The sequence below is a fragment of the Galbibacter sp. PAP.153 genome (genome assembly GCF_037029175.1).
Taxonomy (GTDB): domain Bacteria; phylum Bacteroidota; class Bacteroidia; order Flavobacteriales; family Flavobacteriaceae; genus Galbibacter; species Galbibacter pacificus.
On sequence record NZ_JAZEUN010000025.1, the window covers coordinates 1 to 20,637 of the forward strand.

Here is a 20,637-nt window from a genome sequence, read left to right on the forward strand (position 1 = left end):
GCAGCTTTTACATGGTATAAAGTTACAATCCCGGATGTTAAAGCCGGTATCCGTTCCGAATACTTTTTTTATTCAAAAGGTATAATTATAAGCCGTTTTTTAACATTTTAAGGTGTTGTATGTCCAGATGAAGGCGCAGAGCAGTCTTTTTAAGGACCGAGGGGGCGGTTTTTAAATAAACCCCATTTCTTTTGCCTTGCGTACCAGTTCACGATCATTTCTGCCTTTCACGTTGAAGTATGTCCGCAACTTGGACTTACGGTTCAATAAAGTGAAATTGTTTGGGGGAGCTTGTTTTTATAGGGGTAAAATTAATATAGAATTTTCAATAATCGTTTACATAAAACGATACTATTGTTATCAAAAACGATCTTTTTAGTGTAAAAAGTAGCAATCAAAGCTCTTTTTAAACATTCTATGTCGACTTACTGCCCTTTTAGAGCCTTTTTATGATACATATCGGCAAACTGTATTTCCAGGTATGTTTGGATATCTTCCCTGCTTTTTCCGTTTTCGAGCATGGTGAATACTTTGGAGATGTGCTTGTCCTTAAATTCCTTAAATGGCGGGTCGGCATTTAAAATATTATCAAAATGGATGGTATGCAGTTGTTCCATCATATAGGTATGGGCCACATATCGTTTTTCCCTCACTTTCAGTTCTGTTATATCCTTTGCGTTTTTGGTTTTGGCACTGTTTACCTTTGCCTGCAGGGCAAAATATTCTTTTTCTACCACATAGTTCATTTCCACTGCTTCTTCATAGAGTTTTTTAAGCCCTTTAAATGCCAGTTCGTTATAGGTGTCCAGAAAGTCTTTATGATCGTATAAATACTTCAAGTAATCCATGGCAGCTTCCTTGTATCTCTTGTCGCTATCGTCTTCTGTTTGATAAATAATCCCTTCTAAAAATTTCAAATTGGACTTTATACCTTTGATATTTAAAATGGCCCTGAATTTTTCTTCTTTTGAAACTGCCGACACCTGCGGGCTTATGCTATCGTGTGCCCCTTCAAAATAATATTCGCGATAGGTAAAATTAAATATTTTATCCTTTTTCTTCTTTTTGAATTTCGGGGGCAAATTAAAGGAATAGTTGTAACCCAAAGTGGCCGTAAACTCACTTAAACCTCCTGTGCTTTTCTGATAATTGTTATCCCTGAAAAGCTGTATCAAACTCAAATTGATGTTATGCCGCTCCAACAGCCTGTACCCGGCATTGGCCCGTATGTTGACCATTGATGTTTTCCCGGACGTGTTGTCCGTTGTATTGTATGAAGAAGACAGGCCCGTGTTCAATGTGTTCTTCAAAAAGCTTTTATTTACGCTCAATGTGGGGCCAAAGGTCGTGGCATCTTCCCTTCCTATCGTGTTCAACGTGGCGTTCAGGGCCCCGGTAACGTTCAGTTGTTGTTTTGGGAAACCCATGGTGTAGGCCGTATTGAAATTATGAAAAATAGAAGCGTCGCCTATCCTGACCACTCCGTTCTGTTCATTGGCCACATCGTTTACATTGTAGTTGAAGTTGATGCTTTGCTGCAGGTTCTCTTTTCGGGATATTACATAGTTTATCCCCAGCATGGCCGTTTGCGAGAGCTGTTTGTAATCAAGGGTATCCAGGTTGTTATCCAACAAACTATCGTCGTTGATATTGTCAAACTGGTTCACCTTTACATTGGTAAAGGTCCTGAAGTTGGAGTACGATCCGGTAATGCTCAATCGCTCGTTCACATTGGCCGTTGCGTTCACCGACCCCACCATTCGGCTGGTGGCATTGTCTTTTTTGTTGTTTAAATCGTCCCTTTGGTACCCAACGTTAAACGTAAGGTTCAAAAGGTTGTCCAAGAGCGCCGTTGCCCCGTTGAGGGTGATATTTTCAAAATCGTTGTTGAAATAATAAGACCCTAAAGTTTCGTACCCGGGGTCGATACGCTCGTAGGCGACCCCTACGGAGGATTGGTCGAACGTATAGTTCATACCGGCCCGTAATGCCGTATGATATTCGGTAGACGTTTTACCGTTGAACAACAAACCTGCAAGGCCGCCTTTGCCACCGCTCCCATCCTGAGCCCGTAAATCCTGTGTAAGGGCACTTGAGGCATATTCGGCGAACACGTCAAGATTATTGCTGATCTTATAGGTCCCTTCCACGCTCAACACTAAATTTTCCTTTGGCAGCACTTTTTTCTGTTCCGGGACCGAATCGATGGAATTAATGGCGTCCTTGGCGTAAAAACCAATAACACCTACCGAATATTTCTCGGTTTCGTACTCGGTTTTTAGCCCGTACCCCATTCGCTTGTACGCAGGTACCGTTCGCGGATCCTCATTGTCCGGGGTGGCTTTTAGGAGCCGTCCCGCCATGGCGCTTACCTTAAAATTCCCCTCGGGTGTAAGGTCTACGCCACCTCCGGTAAACTGGTGCCCGTTTAGGGTATAGGGCGAAAAGGCCATGTTTACATCGCCAATATGGGCCGTGATCCATTTGTATTTGGGGTGCAGGCTGAGCCTGTTGAAATTAAAGGGTACCTGATAATCCAGCTTTTTTCCCTGATTGGTAAAACTATAGCTTATCGGGATGGTAAAACTATATAACTGCACATTTAAGCTGCCCTGTAAAAAGTAGGTGAACGGTTCCCGGGCATTGTTTTGGTTGGAGTTGTAGTACACGCTGTTGGCGGATATGTTGCCGGTTACTTTTAGTGGTTTTTCCTGGCCAAATTGTTCCAGATCGACACTTTGGCCCATAGAAATACCAGCCATAAAAAAAAGCAGTATGCAGAGTAGTTGTTGCTTCAAGATAATCTTTACATTATGGTATTATTATTTATTCTGTTTAGGGTTGGTTTATCTTTACAGCTTTTATATTGGTTTATTGATGTTTTATCATATTTTCCTTTTTTCTTCTTATTTGGCACGAGCAAGACGATCGCGCTAGCGGGGGCGGCTCATCTTTTAAACTGTTTTAATTCAATTCCATTTTTCGTTACGTTTTTTGCTCTGCCCCACACTATGCAATCCTGCGGTATTTCACAATTAACCATAATATTCAAATTTTGTAATATTTTCCAACAGCCCTTTTTCTCCTGCGTAATCAATAGCACTGCTATACACATAATCTTCAGCTTTAAAAACAAGACCAGCTTCTACCGGGTTGTTATGTACATAAACGATCTTCTCATTTATAACCTTATTGCTCCACAGTTCAATGGGTTTATTGTCGTGCCTCCAAAACTGGTAATGTTTTACGTTTGAACTTCCATGAGCTGCTTTTTTAAAATTATTCAGTAAGAATTCCCTTCTGCTTTCCCTTGGGTTTTCTTGTATGGCCCGTACCAAAGCCTTGCTCGTAAAACGTTTGAAATCCCCAAGCAACAATTCAGGCTTTTCCCCCTTCCCGTCCCTAAAAACTAAATGTACATGATTGGTCATAATGCACCAGGCTATTATCTCCATGCCTTTTTGTGTTTGGCAAAATTTTAAACTATCAAGCACTATGTCCTTATAATTGTTCCTTGTGAAAACATCCAACCAATAAACTACTGCAAAACTCACAAAATAAAGCCCTTCAGGATTATGGAATTTGTAATTACGGCTCATATTCAATGTTTCTTACTTTAAAATTTTGTTTCCGTTTCATCTTCCCTTCCACACGATGCAATCGTGCGGTAGTGGGGGTATTATTTCATTTTTACCTTTTTATTAGTACTTATCATAATTGTTTATTGATGACGCCTTTTCAACAATTCCAGCCCTAACAGTTAAATTTTATATACTGTCTCTTTGCAACTCATTATGCTTTTTGGTTATTGCATATAAAAAATCTGCTCTTTTCCTATCAAGCATTGTAGTGATTTCATATTTAGGATAAAAATTAGTCATGGCATCTGTTCTTAGAGCAGGTACTCCATAAAAAAGATTATTCTTATCTTCCAGTTCAACTCTCCATTTTGCAGTCGGAACATTTCTCCTGTAACAAGTCCCAACATAACTAGCAATACAATCCCATAACTCTTGTTCATTTTTAAGATTACTCACCGTTTGTATTTTTTCAATAATATAGTTTCCAAGAATATTAAGTGACTGTAATGAATAATCTAATTGAGAAAAAATACTGGGTGGTATTAATTCTTCCAAACGCTCTATTTTATCTGGGATACAAGTTATCCACCATTCAAAATCATTTTCCAATTCCTTTTTATTTTTCATATTATTAGTTAATTAACTTAATTGAGATTTGTGCTTCCTCTAACAATTCTTTTAACGGTTTACTTGGCTCACATCCTTTAAAAATCCATTCTATTTGCCAAAAATCATTATCAATTAAATATTTATCTGCATTTAATTCTCCTTTTATAACTTGGGTGGCATAAACTTTACCTGTCTCATACGATTTAACTTCAACTCCCTTTTTTAAATTAACATCTGCAATGTCCATTCTTCTACTATAACTTCCAGCTTGAACCGTTACTTCTCTTTTTCACCATCCAATAGAGGCCATTACTTCATCCGCCACTTCGTGTGCTTTCGTTGCTTTGGCCATATTTGCATTATACAAGTTGTTCCAATTCTGATAATCTTTAGCTTCAGCACCTCTTTCTATTTTATACTGAGCCCACCTATCCGCTTTATGTTCTATGGTATTTGGAATATATTTATAAGGAGATTCATTTTGAAGATTAGCAAAAACTTCATCAAGCTGTTTTTCAGTAGCATTTGTGACATCAATTATTTTATTTCCGCCCTTTTTAGCCAGAATCAAACTCTTAATATACTCATCATTTTGTTGTTTTTGTATTTCAGTCAGGGCCTCTTCTGTTACATTTTTCTGCCGTACATAACTGCTTGTTAATTGTAGTTCGTCTTCGGCTATCTCTCCTTTTATATTCTTTGCTGCGTAGCTAAGGTTACCGGCATCATCCAATTTGGCTACTACCCCAAAAACATCCCCGCCTGCTTTGAAATATAAAGCACCTGCCCCTGTTATGGCACTGGCAAAGGAATATGCCATAACATTTTCGGTATTGTTCCTGTACCCTGCATATAACATCCCTGTTGGGTCGGCAAAATTGTCAACAATCGGAATCAAGCCTGCTACATCAATTATACCATAAACTATAGGGTCTATCACAGAGAAGTTATCTATATTATAGAAATGTTCCCTGGACAGTGTTCCATTATTAAAGACAATACTAAATTTAACACCATAGGCCCAGCTTTTTGAGGATTTCTCTATAAATTGGTTTACCAAGTCCGCATCGGTCATATAAGGTTCCCTAAACAAACCTACATTTTCAGAGGCTACCGCTTTTTCCTGAACCCAGATGTTGCTATTAACATCTAAACCAGCCTGATTTTCTGCAATTATTCCATCTTCGACTACCTGCTTTATCCTATTTTGGGTCTCAATAATATTTTCTGTATCTAATTCTCTGGTACCGGTTCCCGCTATTGAGAATATTAAATCTGTTTCTAAATTATTCTTATCAATGGCATATTGAGAACGAAAATATTGGATGTTATTAATATAATTTAATCCTTTTACATCAGTATTTGATCTATATTCTAAGGATACCAATTCTCCTGTTACCGATTCAAAATAACGAACCAAATACACCGGTTTCTCGATTTCTTTAAACGCCCCAAGCACATAATTGAACAAATCGGTTGCTTCTTTAAAGCTCTGCGAGGCTATTAAAGATGAAGAACTTTGTACAAACCCCGGTTGGACACAACTAAGAGTTGTCAGACTTGCCGTAGGTGATACATCTAAAAAAGGAACGGTTATAAGTACTGTACGACCGCTTCCTTTTAAATCACTTCCTTCCAGTACTTGTTTCGCAAATTCCTCCCGAGCTTGCAAATTCATTTTTGCGGCCACAGGTTGGAACACCACATAAAAGTCAACTCCTGTTTTTTGTTTTAACAGGTACAGTTTATCTTCTATAACTTCTGCTTTCCCGCTTAAATCTCCTTCTGAAACATTTACCAGGTGATAAAAACTGCCTTTACTCCGTGGAGTTTCAATATCAGTTATGGCATTACGCTTCCCATGTGCAGTATTTAATTTTTTGATTGCCTCTTTTACCCCATATTCATCTACTGTACTGTGTTCCGGAAGATAATCACATATAGTTGATTCAAATGGTTTTTTTATTGAGGTCTCATTAACAATTGCCTCGCCATTTGGCAGTTCCCCATACACTAATTTGTAGAAATTGGTACTGTATTTAAGCAGCTTGTTTATAGAATTATCGGCATGATATGTTTTATTATCTATTTTTAAAATTTCAGTTAGCGCTTCCTTATCAATTGGATTTTTGCCTTTATTGGTGTAGGAAAACAACGACGATACCTTCCACTTAACATCTGCTTTGTTCTTCAATAACGACAACGACTCTACCAATAAAATTTTATAGCCCTTTTCGCTGGATAGTTTATTCTCATAATTGGTTAATAGTGAGTTATCGTGTTGAAACCGGTTTTCTATTTGTTGTTTAATAACCTGAGCATCATACCCTTCTGCAGAAGCTGTGGGTGTACTATCCAAGAATTTTTGATAATAATCTTTTAAATCTTCTTCGGTGTATTTCCCGCTTGCTAGTGTAATGGGCACTACTATGGGGTTTCCGTCTTCAAGTGCTACATACAGCTCAAGTAAATTTTTTGCGTTAATGGTTGTTAAATAGTCATTAATGGTTTTGGCCTGGATTTCATCTATAGCAAGTAATCCCGATTTTATCCGTAAACGTTCGTAATTAACATCGATATCGTTAATCAACGCTTTTAGGTCGGACAGGTTTCCGTCCTTCAAGATAATGTACCATGGCTTTTTTGTTCCTTCTATCGAATTTTCTATGGAAGCGTTTCGCGCTGTCAAATAATTGTATTGTGCCTCAATATTTGCAGGAATATCTTTAGCACATAACAATGTACTATATAGAAAAACCAGTATGTATAATAATTTCTTAACCATTGTAACCTGTTATTTTCGAGGTTACTTTTATAATTTCTTCCTTTATGAATAACCTCGTCTCCATTTTTAAAATTTATTTGCTATTAATCTATTTTGTGCATTTGTTAGAGTTCTATTCACATGGCTGCACTTTTACCTTTGGGTAGTTTTTGTGATTAATCAGTTTATATTGTTGTGCGTATCCTCATAAATATGTAGTGTCTTGCCAGTATCTAACAAGTATAGTTTTCCATCATGATAAACAGGAGTTTCAAACTGTTCATCATTTTCTAATGGGGCATCTTGTACAAAATCAATTTCGGAGGTTGCAATATTTAAAGCTCCAAATTTTGCGTTTTCGCCTCGACCACTTACAAACCATAACTTATTATTGAATATGGCATTTCGGTACACATTGGGGGCTATTCCTTTTGCGTAATATTCTGACATGTCTTTTTCAAAGACAATTACTCCAGTTAAAGGATTAAAAATCTGGTATTGAGACTCTCCATAACCATAACATAAGTTGTTCTCAGGATTAATTAAAGAAGTAATATTATTTTCATGATATGGAATCTGATAACTTTGCTCCCATTTGACCTCGCCAGTTTTAATATTTAGCCCAATTACTTTTTTATATCTATTTACTTCCTTCGTTGCTTTAAAAAACAATACATCTTCTATTACTTGTGGAGGTCCGAATATGGTAAAATCTTCAGGTAGTTTATAATGCCATAGGGGGGCGTTTATGCTGTCGATAGAAAAAACTTCAATCTTATTTTTTTTTGTATAAGATATGCCACTTGTAGAGATCAACATATCATCGTAAAATATAGATATTCCCTTATTAAAGTCAAAAGAAAACTTGTTTTTAAAATCAACTACCTTATGCAAGGTATTACTGGTTTTTTCAACAAGTAAAAACTCTTTTGAGTTTTTTAAAGAGCCTATTATTTGATTAGAGTTTTCAAAATACTTATCAAAGCTATTTGTATTTATGTTGAAGACCTCTAATTCCTCATCTTTATATCTATATATGAAATAGGTAGATTTAAAAAGCTGAAATTCATTTTTAACAAAAATAATATTAGAAGCTAAAATCTCATTCTCGCCTCTTATAAATACAACCTTATTATTTGTAAATATGCTTTCAGCACCTTTAATTTGATTAATCTTTTTCATTAGTTGCTATATAGGTTAAAAATTTCTTCAAGTTGAGAGATTATCTCCTCTCTAAGTTTCATTGGAGTTGGGTTTAACTCTCCTGGCAGGAACTTTCTTGCTAATTGATCTGTCAATGGTAATTCATCAATTGCTTTAAGCATATTCTCTTTAAAATTAGGCGGTGCTTTTCGTCCGTCAAACAGCCATTTTATTTGGTCTAAGTTTTTTGCAATCTCCAAATCTTTTATAAATTGTTCTTTAAAATGACCTGGAGGTACATCCTTTACCGATTTGAATTCGTAGAAAATGAAATTGTCAACATCTGAAAGGTCTATAACATCGACCCTACGTATGTTTTCACTCGTCTTTAGTATTTCCTCAAATTTTATACTTTTACCGGTAAAATCAGTAGCATTATCTCCAAGATATCTTGTGATCCATTCAGCACCCTCACTAAAACTTTCTCCTCTTTTTAAATCGGAAAGCACATATCTAAAATTCTCAATTTTAATTGATTTAGAAGATACCTCATTTCCGAACTTCTGTAGTGAATTAATAATATCGATATATGCTAAATTTTGAGAACCTTTAATAAATGTAAGAATTTCATCATTTAACCCTAGTGCTTTAAATGCTGTACTTTTTCTTAATTCAGCTATGGATGTAAGCGCTTTTATGTCCTTTCGTAATCCTGTTCTCCTTGCATTGTTGAGCAATTTCCACGCCTCTAACAATTCAGGATTATTTTTTATAGCCGTTGCAAAAGCCTTGTCGGTTAAATCCTTGTTTAACAGTTTTAAAGCATCCGTATCTAAGTTAAGGTCTTTTAAAGTTTTTATCAAGCCTTCGGCTTCTTTAGACGAGAATTTTAGTACTTGGTAGGTGCCATCTGCCAACTTTACGGCATAACCTATGTTTTTAACGGTAGTTGCATATACCAACGGTATGGTAGAGGCAAACGAGATGGCCGCATTGCCATATTCTTCGTCTATGGTATACCAGATCCCGTTAGCGGCATCAAAAACCTCACCCAATCCGGGAACCATACCAGCTGCATCTAATGCTATGTGCCCTGCGTCTTTACTAAAGATAGCCCCAAACAGAAAATACAGGTCGCAGGACAGGCAACCACGCGGCGGTTCATTAAAGATGTACCATTGTTTACTTTCGGTATAATACTGCCAACCTACCATGCTCCCGTTTTCGCCTTCGGGAACGGCATATAAATAGGTTAACTCCCCGTTTTCAGCTTGGGTAAAGCGCAAGAAGCCGCCCCTGCCATAAAAATTGTAATACCCCCATAAATATTCATCATAGGCAAGCCTACTTATATCGGGCAGACATTCATTATAAAGGGCTAGTTTCTCATCTTTAACCAACTCCAGTTCGCCGGTAAATGATAATTTAGTTATTAAATCACCTTCTCCTGTTGTATTTATTGATGTTGCTTGATATGTTCCTTTTACTACAAAATAATTACAGTCAAGATAAGGGATACGTTGAATAATGGTAGCTACAACTGTAGTCGATGTTGGTTTTGAAAATTGATAAGGAGCCTTTCCTTTAGAGGTTTTATAACCTGTAAACTTTCCTTCTTTATGGTAGCCTTTGTATAATACCGTATCATTTTTAATAGTAAAGCCACTTAATACCCCATAAGGTACATTTAGATTATTCTCCTTTAAAAAATGTGGGGTAGCATCTTTTGGTAAAATAACGGGGACCCCTGCCGGGGACATATAGGTGATTGTTGATTGATCTGTTGGTATTGGATCATCAAAAGTTTCAAAATCTTCAAAGGCAATTTCTATGTTGGTATCCTCAGCAGTCCTCTCATCAACAGCACTTGCAATTTCATTGAGCCGTTCACTTACAGCTTTTTGATTTGCCAGTTCTTTGTCAACATCCGTATCTTTTGATACAAGATCTTGGGAAAGTTCCAAATCTTTGGCTTCTTTCTTTTCTTCTTCGGTTGCAACAGGGCTGTTAATGATTTTATCGGCTACTGTGCCGTTTATCTGCTCATCAATGGCCTTTACATTGACCCCTATCTGTTCGGCTCCCTCGTCAAATTCTTCTTGGGTAATGGTGCCGTTGGTCAAGTCATCCTGCAATTGTTGCAGGTTTTTTAATTCCTCCTCTCGTTTTTTAAATAAATCTGCTATTACATCCGCCAACTCCCCGATGGCATTGGGTATCTCGGCAACAGCATCAAGTTCATCGCTCACATCGTCCACATTGCCCCAATCGGGGTCATAAGTGGTGTAAAGCGTCCCAGCATACAACTGGTAATCGCTATTGATACGGATGTTACTGAACTCCACCGCTATCTTGGTATCCGCCAAATAAGGCACTACAATATAACCTGCCCCGCTATAAGTTCCGTTTTGCCCTTCCACTTGTTTTACCGTTACCGGGAAGTCGCCGGCGGTGAACACCTCGTTGGCAGCAAGGCTTGGTAGCGGGGTTTTGTTGCTGATACGTATTTCGGGGGCTATGCCACAATTATAGTAACTGTCTGCCGTTTTTATCGGTGTGGTAAATTCCTGTACCGCCGAGTAGGTATACCTCGGTTCCTGATTGGCAACGGGTAGCATACACTGCCCGCCCACACGGAACTCATAGGTGGTGCCCGGCTCCAGATTATAGATGCGTGCCTGCGGGTTGATGGCGTTGACATCGAACCAAACCGCACCGCGCACCCCTTTCTTTTTGTACTGTACCTTATACGCCTGGTGGTCCAGGTTGGGCTGCCAGGTGATTTCCTCGCTGTCGCTGCTGAGCGATTTTGCCAATATAAATTGAGGTGGCTTACAATCAGCAGTATACGTAAAATAAAAGATTTCGCTGTACCCATTGTTCCTGAACACCGAGGTCTCGCTGATACCATCGCTGACCAAGGCGCGTACCCGCCACGCATAGGTCTTGTTTTCCAAAAGGGGCGTTTCCCCAGGGCCGTACAACAAGGTATTGTTACGGGTGGTGGTCCGGTAGAGGTTCGGGCTCGCCAAGAAAGCGGCCTGTGGGCCTATCTGTGTGTCCCATAGTTCCCGGAGCTCAAACTCGTACTGTACATTGGTGGCGTTCAGGTGCCTTGGCGTCCAGTTGAAAACAATGTTCTGCGGGTTCTTTGCCTCTACCAAATCCCCTTTCCTGGGCAGGTTCAAAAACGGTGGGTCGTTGACAATAAGGTATACATTGGCACACCCCAATTGTGGGTTCGACAGCCGTTGACCCGATACCCAATCGAAGACTTCCAAACAGAAACTGTAATTGCCGTCGGGTAACGGATTGTTGTACTGCTGCGGGGTGATGCCCTGCAGGTTCTGCAGTTCGAAATAGGGGCGCAGGTCGATATTGGTGAGCCTGAGCGGTACGCCCCCATCGGCAAAGACGGGATTGGCACCGATGACAAAATCATTGGAACGGATATTGAGCCCGTTCCCTTTGATGGTCAGCCGGAACCGGAGCTGCCTGTTGTATTCGTTCACGTCGGTCATGAGCACGTTGGCGATGAACTTGTCGCTCTGTGCGGTCACGTAATCGGACAGTTTTAAGCTGTAGGGCGGGATAAGCTGCGTGTGTACCTGTACGGGATAGACCTGGGCCAATCCACTTTTTGAAAACAATACGCATAGCAGGACCATTAAAAAGAAATTTCCCTTTTTGATCTTAAAGCCTTGATATTTGAAATTTGTGTTCATAGGTGGATCAGGTTCGTACTGTTAGTTTATGATTATTCTGTTATCGTGATAGAATATTCATTAGTTTCATAAAATTCATCTCCTTGTTCAAAGACTACCCGAATTGAAAATTCTCCGGGATGAAATTCATACTCTGATTCAAGCCCTCTAATTACAAGGTGATCCATTCTATGGTATACATTTAAACCAAAAGGATTTTCATAAGGCCTGTCTCCTAACCTTGAGAAAAATGAACACTTTTGTAAATCAGTTAAATGTTCAACAAAAAAGAAATCATCTGTATCCTTATCCGTAACAAATACTCTTACTTTATTTGATTCGATAAAACCTTGCCCTTCATCACCAGTATTGTCGACATTCATAAATGCTCCGCTTAATGCAATATTGTACGATGGTACATTGCCACATGCATAGTCCACTGCTTCAAGCTTCGTTATTACCGATTCTAAAATTTGCGGTTTTTTATTATAAACAACCATCACGATATTATGTGCCCTGGAATCATCACTGTTTTTTAAGTTGAGCGATTGTTCATTGCCCACTGTATACTCGATATTATATGTCCGATATATCTCATAGGGGTCATCCGGTATCATATTTTCTGGGATTGTAAAATAAAGACTGTCGTTTTCTATCCTAACATTTTCCAACAGCACCGGTTTGGTTGTTACTTCTTCCGGGATAAGCTTCGCATTGATGGCATTGACCTTTGGAGATATGTTTTTCAACTTAATCGCATGTTCAAAGCCTTCATGTGAAGCCACATTGTATTCAGAAAAATTAGAATTTTGTTCTTCAAAAACCACATCAAAGGGTAATGTTGTAAATGCCACTTTTTTATCGGATACCTCTCCTGTTTCTGTATCATAAGCAAAGAACTCATAATCAGTATATGGTTCTAACCCTACTTCTCTGTTCTCATCGTCATAAACCTGATTTATTTTAGTATCATTTTTCTTTCTGTATGCAATAGCAATACTTGATAATCCGTTAAAGTTTCCTTCCTCATAATCCACTGTTGTGGCCGAAACATTTGTAACAGTTATGTCCCAAATCGTTTTATCGACTTCTTTAACATCAGGTGTTTCATCATCCTTTGAGCAAGAAAGTAATAATGTAAACATCAACAGAAATAATAATTTGTTTCTCATCTTTAATTTTTAATTAGATTCTTTTTGCGTTTTTATATCGATCAATATATAGGAATCACTTCCCTCTTTTATAAATGCTGTTATTTTGATAGCCCCTTTACGTCCATCGGCTGTTTCAAATAAAACAATCCTTGGCATCACTTCATCCGTAAAATGTTGGGAGCCCCCATTGGTCTCTTCTATCTCTATATTTTGCAACAAACTGTCATCTTCCATACTATCAAATTCCTGCTCCGATAATGAAGCACTGCAATTGCAACTTTCTTGGGTGTTGATAAACTTGGTATGGGTGGCATTCGGGATTGCCGAAAAAGTAGTTTCTTCGGTGACCTTGTCGGGTGCTATAAATTTGTTAAAGCTAAATGTGCCGTCCAGTCCAAAGAATACGATATCTATTTCTTTTCCTGTTTCGGTCGATACCCCATTTTTTGTATATACTTCGCGAGTCGTTGTGGAGAAAAATGCTCCGATATTGTTATTGTTGTGCGCCGTATTGATGCCCAGTTTTACGTTTTTATGTGTACTCAAATTGGTGTCCGGGAAAACCTCGAATGTTTTGGTAACCTCCTTGGTTTCCTTTCCGTTGGTTACTTTTAAGGTGATGGAATGCACTCCGGGAGTATCAAATGTTGCGGTAGGGGCTTCTTCTGTTGATGTCTGCGGCAAGCCCCTGTCAAAAGTCCATTGATATTCGGTGGCACTGATACTGTTATTGGTCATTGTCAAGGTTACCGGGGCCTGATAGTCGTCATCCTGAAAGGCCACTTCCCAGCCGAAATCGGCTTCCAAATATGGTTTTACGCTAATGGTGCGCTGTTGCGAATAACTTTCAAAGTCGGTACTTGCCTTTAATATAATTATATGTTCTCCGGGCGCTGTAAAAACTACATTTTGAGGATGCTGTGCTGTTGATGTTTCGGGAATCCCTCCTTCAAATGTCCACTCATAAGTACTCGCCCCAGTAGTTTTATTAGTGATATTTACTTCCACGGGAGAAAAATCGTCTTTTACGATCGCCACATCAAAATCGAGGTCAATTCCATCAAAAACGGTTATCGGAAAAGATTTTTCCCCTGCTTCCCCATCTTGATTGCTGGCCTTTAATTTGATAAGGTAATCGCCCCCTTCTTCATAAACAATGGTTCCTGGGTTCCGGCTCGTGTTCATGGTGTTCGATATGCTCCCTTCCAAAGTCCACTGATAGGCATCTGCACCTGTGGTCCTGTTATTGATTTTTACCTGCACGGGAGCCGAAAAATCATCGTTTACCACGACAATATCATAATCCACCTGCACCGGAACCGCCTGTTCTTTGGTGCAAGAGAAAACAATAAGCAATAATATGCCCATGAAATATCTTAGTTTTAATATGATTTTGCTATTAATCACCATTCTATTTTACTGTTTCTTCTAACGAATATGAGATTTCTCCCTCCGGTCGAAATGACTTTTTTTCTTTTCCCTTTAATCCTTCAACATTTAACTTTCCGACTTTACTTTATAATCACCCTTCGTACTTCGTTTCCTTTCGGGGTTTCCAATAACAGGATATAGGTGCCCGAGGCCAATGCCATACTGTAGGGTTCTGAATAAGAATTGCTGTTTATCATATTTCTGGTATCCGATACATCGGCAGTCAATAAACTGATAAGCCGCAGTGCCACATCGGCGGTTTCCGACAGTTCAACCTTTACGGTAAAGTTCCCGTCATTGGGATTCGGATATACCAAAAACTTCTTTAAAAACGGTTGTTCAGCCTCTCCTATATCGTACAGTTCGGTAGGCTCTTCCACCACGATCTGTTTGGTATAATCCTGATAACAGTCGCCTTCAAGTGTCCGCAAACGGACTTCATAGGATCCGGTTTCCTTGAATTTTAATATGATGGCCTCGTTGCTTTCCGAAACAACCGTAACCCCATCGGGTACGTGCCATTCGGTGCCTTCGCCCAACGGACTGCTTACGTTCACCAACACCACTTCTTGACCAACAAAGGCCTGTGAGGTAATCAAAAAGTCGGCATCTATTACAGCGCTACTGGCTTTCACTTCTATTTGATCCTGGCCAACACAACCTAAAGCCGTTGTAATGATGGCGGTGTATATTCCGGCTTCACTTAAGGTTACCTGCGGATCGGCACTTGTAAATCCGTTATCGGATTCCCAATAATAACCCGCCCCTGCATCGTCAATGGCGATATCCAATGAAAATTCTTGATCGTCGCATAAGGTCCTGTCTTTACCTAAATCGATATAAACGGGCTCGGGGTCTTCCAAAACAATTTCTTTGTAGGCAATACAATCTTGGCTGTCGATTACCCGTAACGTGTACTTTCCTTTTGATAGGTTTGAAATAGAATTGGTTGATCCACCTGTATTCCACTGATATTCATACGGCGGGATCCCCCCGGTGATATTCATGCGTATTGCTCCATCATTGCCTTCAAAACAGGTCGGGTCCTTTTGCACGACTACGTCAAACCGTATCCCTCCCGGTTGTGCCACCTCCACATTGCCGCTTACTTCGCAGCCACGGCTATCGGTCACAAAAACGAAATAGTTACCGCCAATCAGTTTTTTGATCTCTTGTGTGGTTTGTCCGTTCGACCATTTAATGGTGTACGGCGGTGCCCCCCCTGTGATGTGTACAGTGGCCGAGCCGTCGTTTCCTGCATCGCAGTTTACCTCAGTCGTTGTAAAACTTACTTCTAACAGATCGGGTTCTTTAAAATAAAAAGTGCTATCGATGGCCTTTGTTAAATTATCGCTGGAGTACCTCCCCATTACCGTTCCCTTGGAATCTTCCACGTTTAGGGCATAATTCCCATCGTTTAAATTAAGGGCAATGCTGTCCAATTGATCTGTTAAATCTTCCCATTGCCCGGCTTCGTTCTGTTTTCTCCAATGATAAATGTACGGGAGTCCGCTCTCGAAAGGAACACCCCCTGTTATGTGTGCTATCAGGGCTCCATCGCTAAACGGATCTTGATATTCATTTGCCGTGTTACACGATATGGGTGTCTCTATTTCGATAACCGCTTCAATGGGCTCATCAATAACAAACTCGCTATTGGCATGGGTACAACCCAGTTTTGTGGTCGCTATCCCATAATTTTTATCCTGGACGGTTAAATAATACGTTCCCGCGGGAATGTTTTTTAACCGGATGACATATGATCCGTCTACCATTTCTGGCGAGGTCTGGGCATTTAACAATGTACCTTCTTCGTCTTCCCAGAAATAGGTATAGGTGTCATCATCAAAAGAAGTCCCCCCGGTAACCACGGCTTCGATCCAGGCATCATTGGCGTCTATGCTTGTTGGCCTGTTATACTGCGGGTAACTTATAGAAACCGGGGCCTCCGGTTCGGTAATCGTTACTTGTGCAATCGCTTCGCAGCCCCTGTCATCGGTGACATGGACTTCATAGGTCTTGGCGCTTAATTCGGTTGCCCGTGCAGTTGTATCCCCATTGGACCATTCAATGTCATAGGGAGCTGTCCCCCCGGTAATGGAAACTTCGGCCCAGGCGTCGCTACCAGCATAACAATATACATTTTGTTGGGTCGTGCTTATTTCCAAAAGTGGTGGTTCCTCCAATGTATAAAGCGTGTCAATGGCTTCTTCCAATTCGTTGTCACTGCCATAATTTCCTAAAACCACCCCGTTGGCATCTTTGATGTTTACGGCATATTCGCCTGCATCCAGATTAACGGCGATACTATCGGTCTGGCTGGTCAACACCCGCCATGTCCCATTGGCATTTTTCTTTTTCCAGGTATAATAGTAACGAAGTCCATCGTTAATCTCGGACTGTAACCACACCCCTCCTTTGGCGTGGGCCGTCAATGCCCCATCAGAATATGAGTTTCCATATTCGTTCAATGCGTTACAGGAAATCACCCTGGTCTCCTCTATGGTAAGTTCCAGCGGATCTGGTTCGTCCATTTCGAACACGGTGCTTGCCTTACAGGCAACGTTACTGGTGGTCTTGGAATAATTGGCATCGGTGACAGTTAGGCTATAAGTCCCTTTGCCTATGTTGTTAAGCTTGATAAAATACCCATCGCTTGCCAAGGAATCGGTTACTTGGGTATTTAGGTTATTTCCGGCCGAATCTGTCCATTGATAATTATATGTTTTGTTCGGTTTTGGTGTTCCCCCGGTAATTTTGTACTGGATGTAACCATCGGTCAGTCCGGTGGCTTTGGGCTGTTTATAGGCAAACACTTCTACCATCAATGGTTTATCGGGTTCATCAATGACAACTTCCCTAGTGGTATAACAGTCGTTAGAGTCATATACGTACAAAGTATAGGTCCCGGCATAAAGGTTCTCTATCCTATTTGTTGTTTCCCCATTACTCCATTCGTATCTGTAGGTATCCCCGTCTTTTAATGTCCCTCCGGTTATACCCGCTTCAATCCATGCGTTGTTCCCTCCATTACAATACACATCCTCTAGGCTAATACTTATTATTATTGGGTCAGGTTCCTGTAATTCGTGTTCAATATTAGTAGGTCTTTCCAAGGCATTGTCTTTATACTCCCCAATGATAATTCCATTTTCATCTTTGATATTGACCGCATATTCCCCAGCCCCAATACCGTCATACGTTCCTACCGGATAAATGCTCTCTTTTTCCAGTTTCGGACTGGTGTATACTGTTTTCCATGTTCCGTTTTCCTTCTTCTTCCATGTGAAGATATACTTCCCCACGCCCCCGGAAGCTGTTGCTTTTAGTTTTCCGTCCGCTGTTTTTAAACTCCCCGTTTCAATATTGGCACTGTTACAGGAAATAGGAGCCGCCACTGAAATCACGACCTTTAATGGGGCGGGCTGTCCTAAACTATAGTCAACTGAAGTTGTACAGCCTTTGGCATCTGTAATGACAGCTTTGTATCTTCCCGCACCGATGTCTAAAAGCCGTTCCGTATAGGTAAATGTATCATCTTTTCCTGAGGTGGAAGAAGATGTAACAGGGTTGTTTATGATTGATCCATCTTTGTACCAAGTATACGTATAACCGATGTTGTTATGGTTCCCCCCACTTGCCTTAATGGAAACGACTCCATCGGTAAACCCATGGGCCGTAGGTTCCTTGGTTTCCCCATTGTATACTATAGAAGCGGTCAACGGAAGGGGTTCGGTGATGGGGATTTCTTGAGAATCTACATCCGTAGTGATATTACCTTCATTGCCCCTTTGTAAAGCATTGCATCCATTGGAGTCCCTTACAAAGATTTTATATGTATCCTCTTTTGCGATTGCAATGGTATGATTCGCTCCACTAGAGAAATTTGTCCAATCTTTTACCAAACGACCTCCTGCGCCATACATTTTATATTGATAGCTTCCGGTAAGCCCTCCTTTGGCTGAAAGCCTTATTTTGCCATTGGCAGCACCATTACAAGTAATGTCTTGTATTTTAGAAGCTGTAAACTCAACCGCTGGTGTCTCTGGAATAACAATGTTGATGTTGTAAGTCCCATCACCTGTATAGAGAACGGCCCCTTCATAACCGGAGTTGGTCACATTACCATCTTCGGGCTTAAATTCTTCGCTATTACTATTTCCATATCTGTTGTAGCCAATTATTTCAAATTTGTAGTTTTTACTTGGAGGAATCCCAACAATATCCAAATAATATTTGCCTCCTGAAGTTTTGAATGCAGTTATATTGTTTTTATTTACTGTAGGGACATAATAAGTTTTACCATTATCAGTAAATGCTCCTTTATCCGTATCGTATAACACATAACTGATAGATTCTCCGGGGCCTATTTGCCGTTCAAAGAACACACGTACATAAGCATCACTATTTTCATAACATGTAGATTGATACACAACATTATTTGTAATGGAGGGTGCTGATTTTCGAATGGTATAGCTTATGGCATCGGTATCATTGTTATCACAAGTATTTATCCGAAATGATATTTCTTTATTGATAACATCTTTAGGTAAAAAAGTTCCTTCCAAAAAATCCTTGGGGGTTATATTAAAACTCTTTTTCCCATTTGTCCATGAAGGCATATTTTTCCAAACGTTCGACGTTCCAATCGAATATTGCCAATTATAAATGCGTGATGCATATACATCAGATCCTGACAATACAGAAATATTGAACTCTTTGTCATAACCAATGTTAGTTTCTCCAGATCGTTTTAAATTTACAATTGGTTTATAGTTAACTGTTAGATCTCCATAAAAAAACTTTGAAAATAAAATTCCTGCATCTTCTTTTGTATATTGTTCCCATATATACACTCCACAATCACCATATATTATCTGATTGATATCAGATTCCCCACTTTCCTTTTTACAATTTCCCCAACTATTCTTAATAATCCTTGTTGCTTTAATCCGTATATGACTAACCTTATCATAAACTATTTTTGGTTCAAATAAATAAGATTCATACTTGTTTTCAGGAGTATCTGTCCTACCCATATATATCTCATCCCCATTCTCTAAATAAACATAAAAATCTATATAGGTTTCTTTACAAGAGTCTTTGTTTTTCATCGCTTTTCCCGACAGTTTAATTTCGTATTGTTGGGAAAAAACTGTCAATACATTTAAAAATGCCAATAAAAGTAATACTCTCTTCATACCATCAATATTTTATATTTACAATTTCCAGTCCAGTTCTATAAAATGTAGTTGTACCGGTTATAATGTGGCTTTCTCTTATTTGTTTTTTCATAGTTTTTGGCTTTTCGTTCATAAGTTCCACAAAGTCAGAAGGCCTGCCTGCAAGGCTTTACGGAGTGGGATTACATTCACTTTTTCGGGAACGGTATGACGCTGCCCGTATCTTTTTATATACACATTTATCAAAGAAGCCATATATATTGGTTTTTTTGCCACTCTAGAAGCTTACCTATTACCCAGTGTAGTATCACTCTGGTCTTGTTGAAACCTTGCCATAAGCTGAATGGAAGCTTCCTGTTTATTATCGGTTTGATAGTAGCCAAACAAATTACCTTATAAGCATAAGAGTATAGTTAAGTAATAGTTTATAATTCATTTGTTTTTTGTTTGGACTTCTTCATTTAAATTTTGGCACGAATAATTATTATCCGTGCCTTATATACTTGTTTCTTTTTATTGTTTTTCATACGTGTTTGTATAAACTTCCTTATAAAGAACTCCTTCATATTCCTCTTTCTCTTCACCAGAAATACTAAGGGTGTTCCCATTGATAGAAAAGGAAACTGTGTCTATTATGTTTTGCTGGTCCTCTGTATAATATATCTTTATCGTGTTACCTTCTATTAGGTAAGTTCCCTCAAAAGGAGTCTCCTCAGCTACTCCATCTATATATTCAGTAGTTGTAACCGAACCATTAACCCTAAAAACTATTTGGTAATAATTATTTTCATCATAGGTTACATTATATTCAGATGTTTTCTCTCCATCTTCATAATAATCTGTATTACTTTGAAGGCTTATCCAAGTCCCTTCTATAGGATATGGATCTTCACCATCATCACTGCTACAGGCCACAAAAGGCATTAAAGCCACCATTAGGCATAAGTACATTACTTTTTTCATCATTTTTAAAATTTTTAAATGTTAAATATTTGTTTATGTGTATTTGTTTAATATTTCTCCCCTAAGGCTGCACTTTTACCTTAAAGGAGGGTTATTGTTGTGTTT

General features: G+C 39.3%; 11 protein-coding genes. All 11 read right to left on the minus strand.

Going from position 1 to position 20,637, the window contains the following annotated elements; translation table 11 throughout:
* Positions 1–425: 425 nt before the first annotated feature.
* The 11 genes from UXI14_RS15015 to UXI14_RS15065 all read right to left on the minus strand — a co-directional run bounded on the left by UXI14_RS15015 (position 426) and on the right by UXI14_RS15065 (position 20,520).
* On the minus strand, positions 426–2,762 hold the full coding sequence (locus tag UXI14_RS15015) for a hypothetical protein (RefSeq protein ID WP_335966817.1): 2,337 nt from the start codon (positions 2,760–2,762) through the stop codon (positions 426–428).
* A gap of 273 nt (positions 2,763–3,035) precedes the next feature.
* On the minus strand, positions 3,036–3,599 hold the full coding sequence (locus UXI14_RS15020; protein ID WP_335966818.1) for a transposase: 564 nt from the start codon (positions 3,597–3,599) through the stop codon (positions 3,036–3,038).
* Positions 3,600–3,767: 168 nt separating this feature from the next.
* Positions 3,768–4,208 carry a hypothetical protein gene (locus UXI14_RS15025; protein WP_335966819.1) on the minus strand — a complete coding sequence of 147 codons (441 nt, stop codon included), beginning with the start codon at positions 4,206–4,208 and terminating at the stop codon, positions 3,768–3,770.
* 4 nt (positions 4,209–4,212) lie between these two features.
* The gene (locus UXI14_RS15030; protein ID WP_335966821.1) at positions 4,213–4,437 is read right to left on the minus strand and encodes a hypothetical protein; all 225 of its coding nucleotides are present in this window, start codon (positions 4,435–4,437) and stop codon (positions 4,213–4,215) included.
* A 42-nt stretch (positions 4,438–4,479) separates the two neighbouring features.
* The gene (locus tag UXI14_RS15035) at positions 4,480–6,975 is read right to left on the minus strand and encodes a hypothetical protein (RefSeq protein WP_335966822.1); all 2,496 of its coding nucleotides are present in this window, start codon (positions 6,973–6,975) and stop codon (positions 4,480–4,482) included.
* Positions 6,976–7,134: 159 nt separating this feature from the next.
* Positions 7,135–8,136, minus strand: coding sequence for a hypothetical protein (locus UXI14_RS15040; RefSeq protein WP_335966823.1), 1,002 nt, complete (start codon positions 8,134–8,136; stop codon positions 7,135–7,137).
* A complete protein-coding gene (locus UXI14_RS15045; RefSeq protein ID WP_335966824.1) occupies positions 8,136–11,822 on the minus strand; it encodes a fibronectin type III domain-containing protein in 3,687 nt (1,228 codons plus the stop codon). Before UXI14_RS15045 ends, UXI14_RS15040 begins: the two co-directional genes overlap by 1 nt.
* 32 nt (positions 11,823–11,854) lie before the next feature.
* The gene (locus UXI14_RS15050) at positions 11,855–12,973 is read right to left on the minus strand and encodes a hypothetical protein (protein ID WP_335966825.1); all 1,119 of its coding nucleotides are present in this window, start codon (positions 12,971–12,973) and stop codon (positions 11,855–11,857) included.
* 9 nt (positions 12,974–12,982) lie between these two features.
* Entirely contained in the window at positions 12,983–14,323 is a 1,341-nt protein-coding gene (locus tag UXI14_RS15055) for a PKD domain-containing protein (RefSeq protein ID WP_335966826.1), read from the minus strand.
* Between the two features lie 143 nt (positions 14,324–14,466).
* Positions 14,467–19,587 (minus strand): T9SS type A sorting domain-containing protein, encoded by a 5,121-nt coding sequence (locus UXI14_RS15060; RefSeq protein WP_335966827.1) that lies wholly within the window; start codon positions 19,585–19,587, stop codon positions 14,467–14,469.
* Between the two features lie 495 nt (positions 19,588–20,082).
* Positions 20,083–20,520, minus strand: a complete 438-nt coding sequence (locus UXI14_RS15065) for a lipocalin family protein (protein WP_335966828.1) — start codon at positions 20,518–20,520, stop codon at positions 20,083–20,085.
* Between the last annotated feature and the right edge of the window lie 117 nt (positions 20,521–20,637).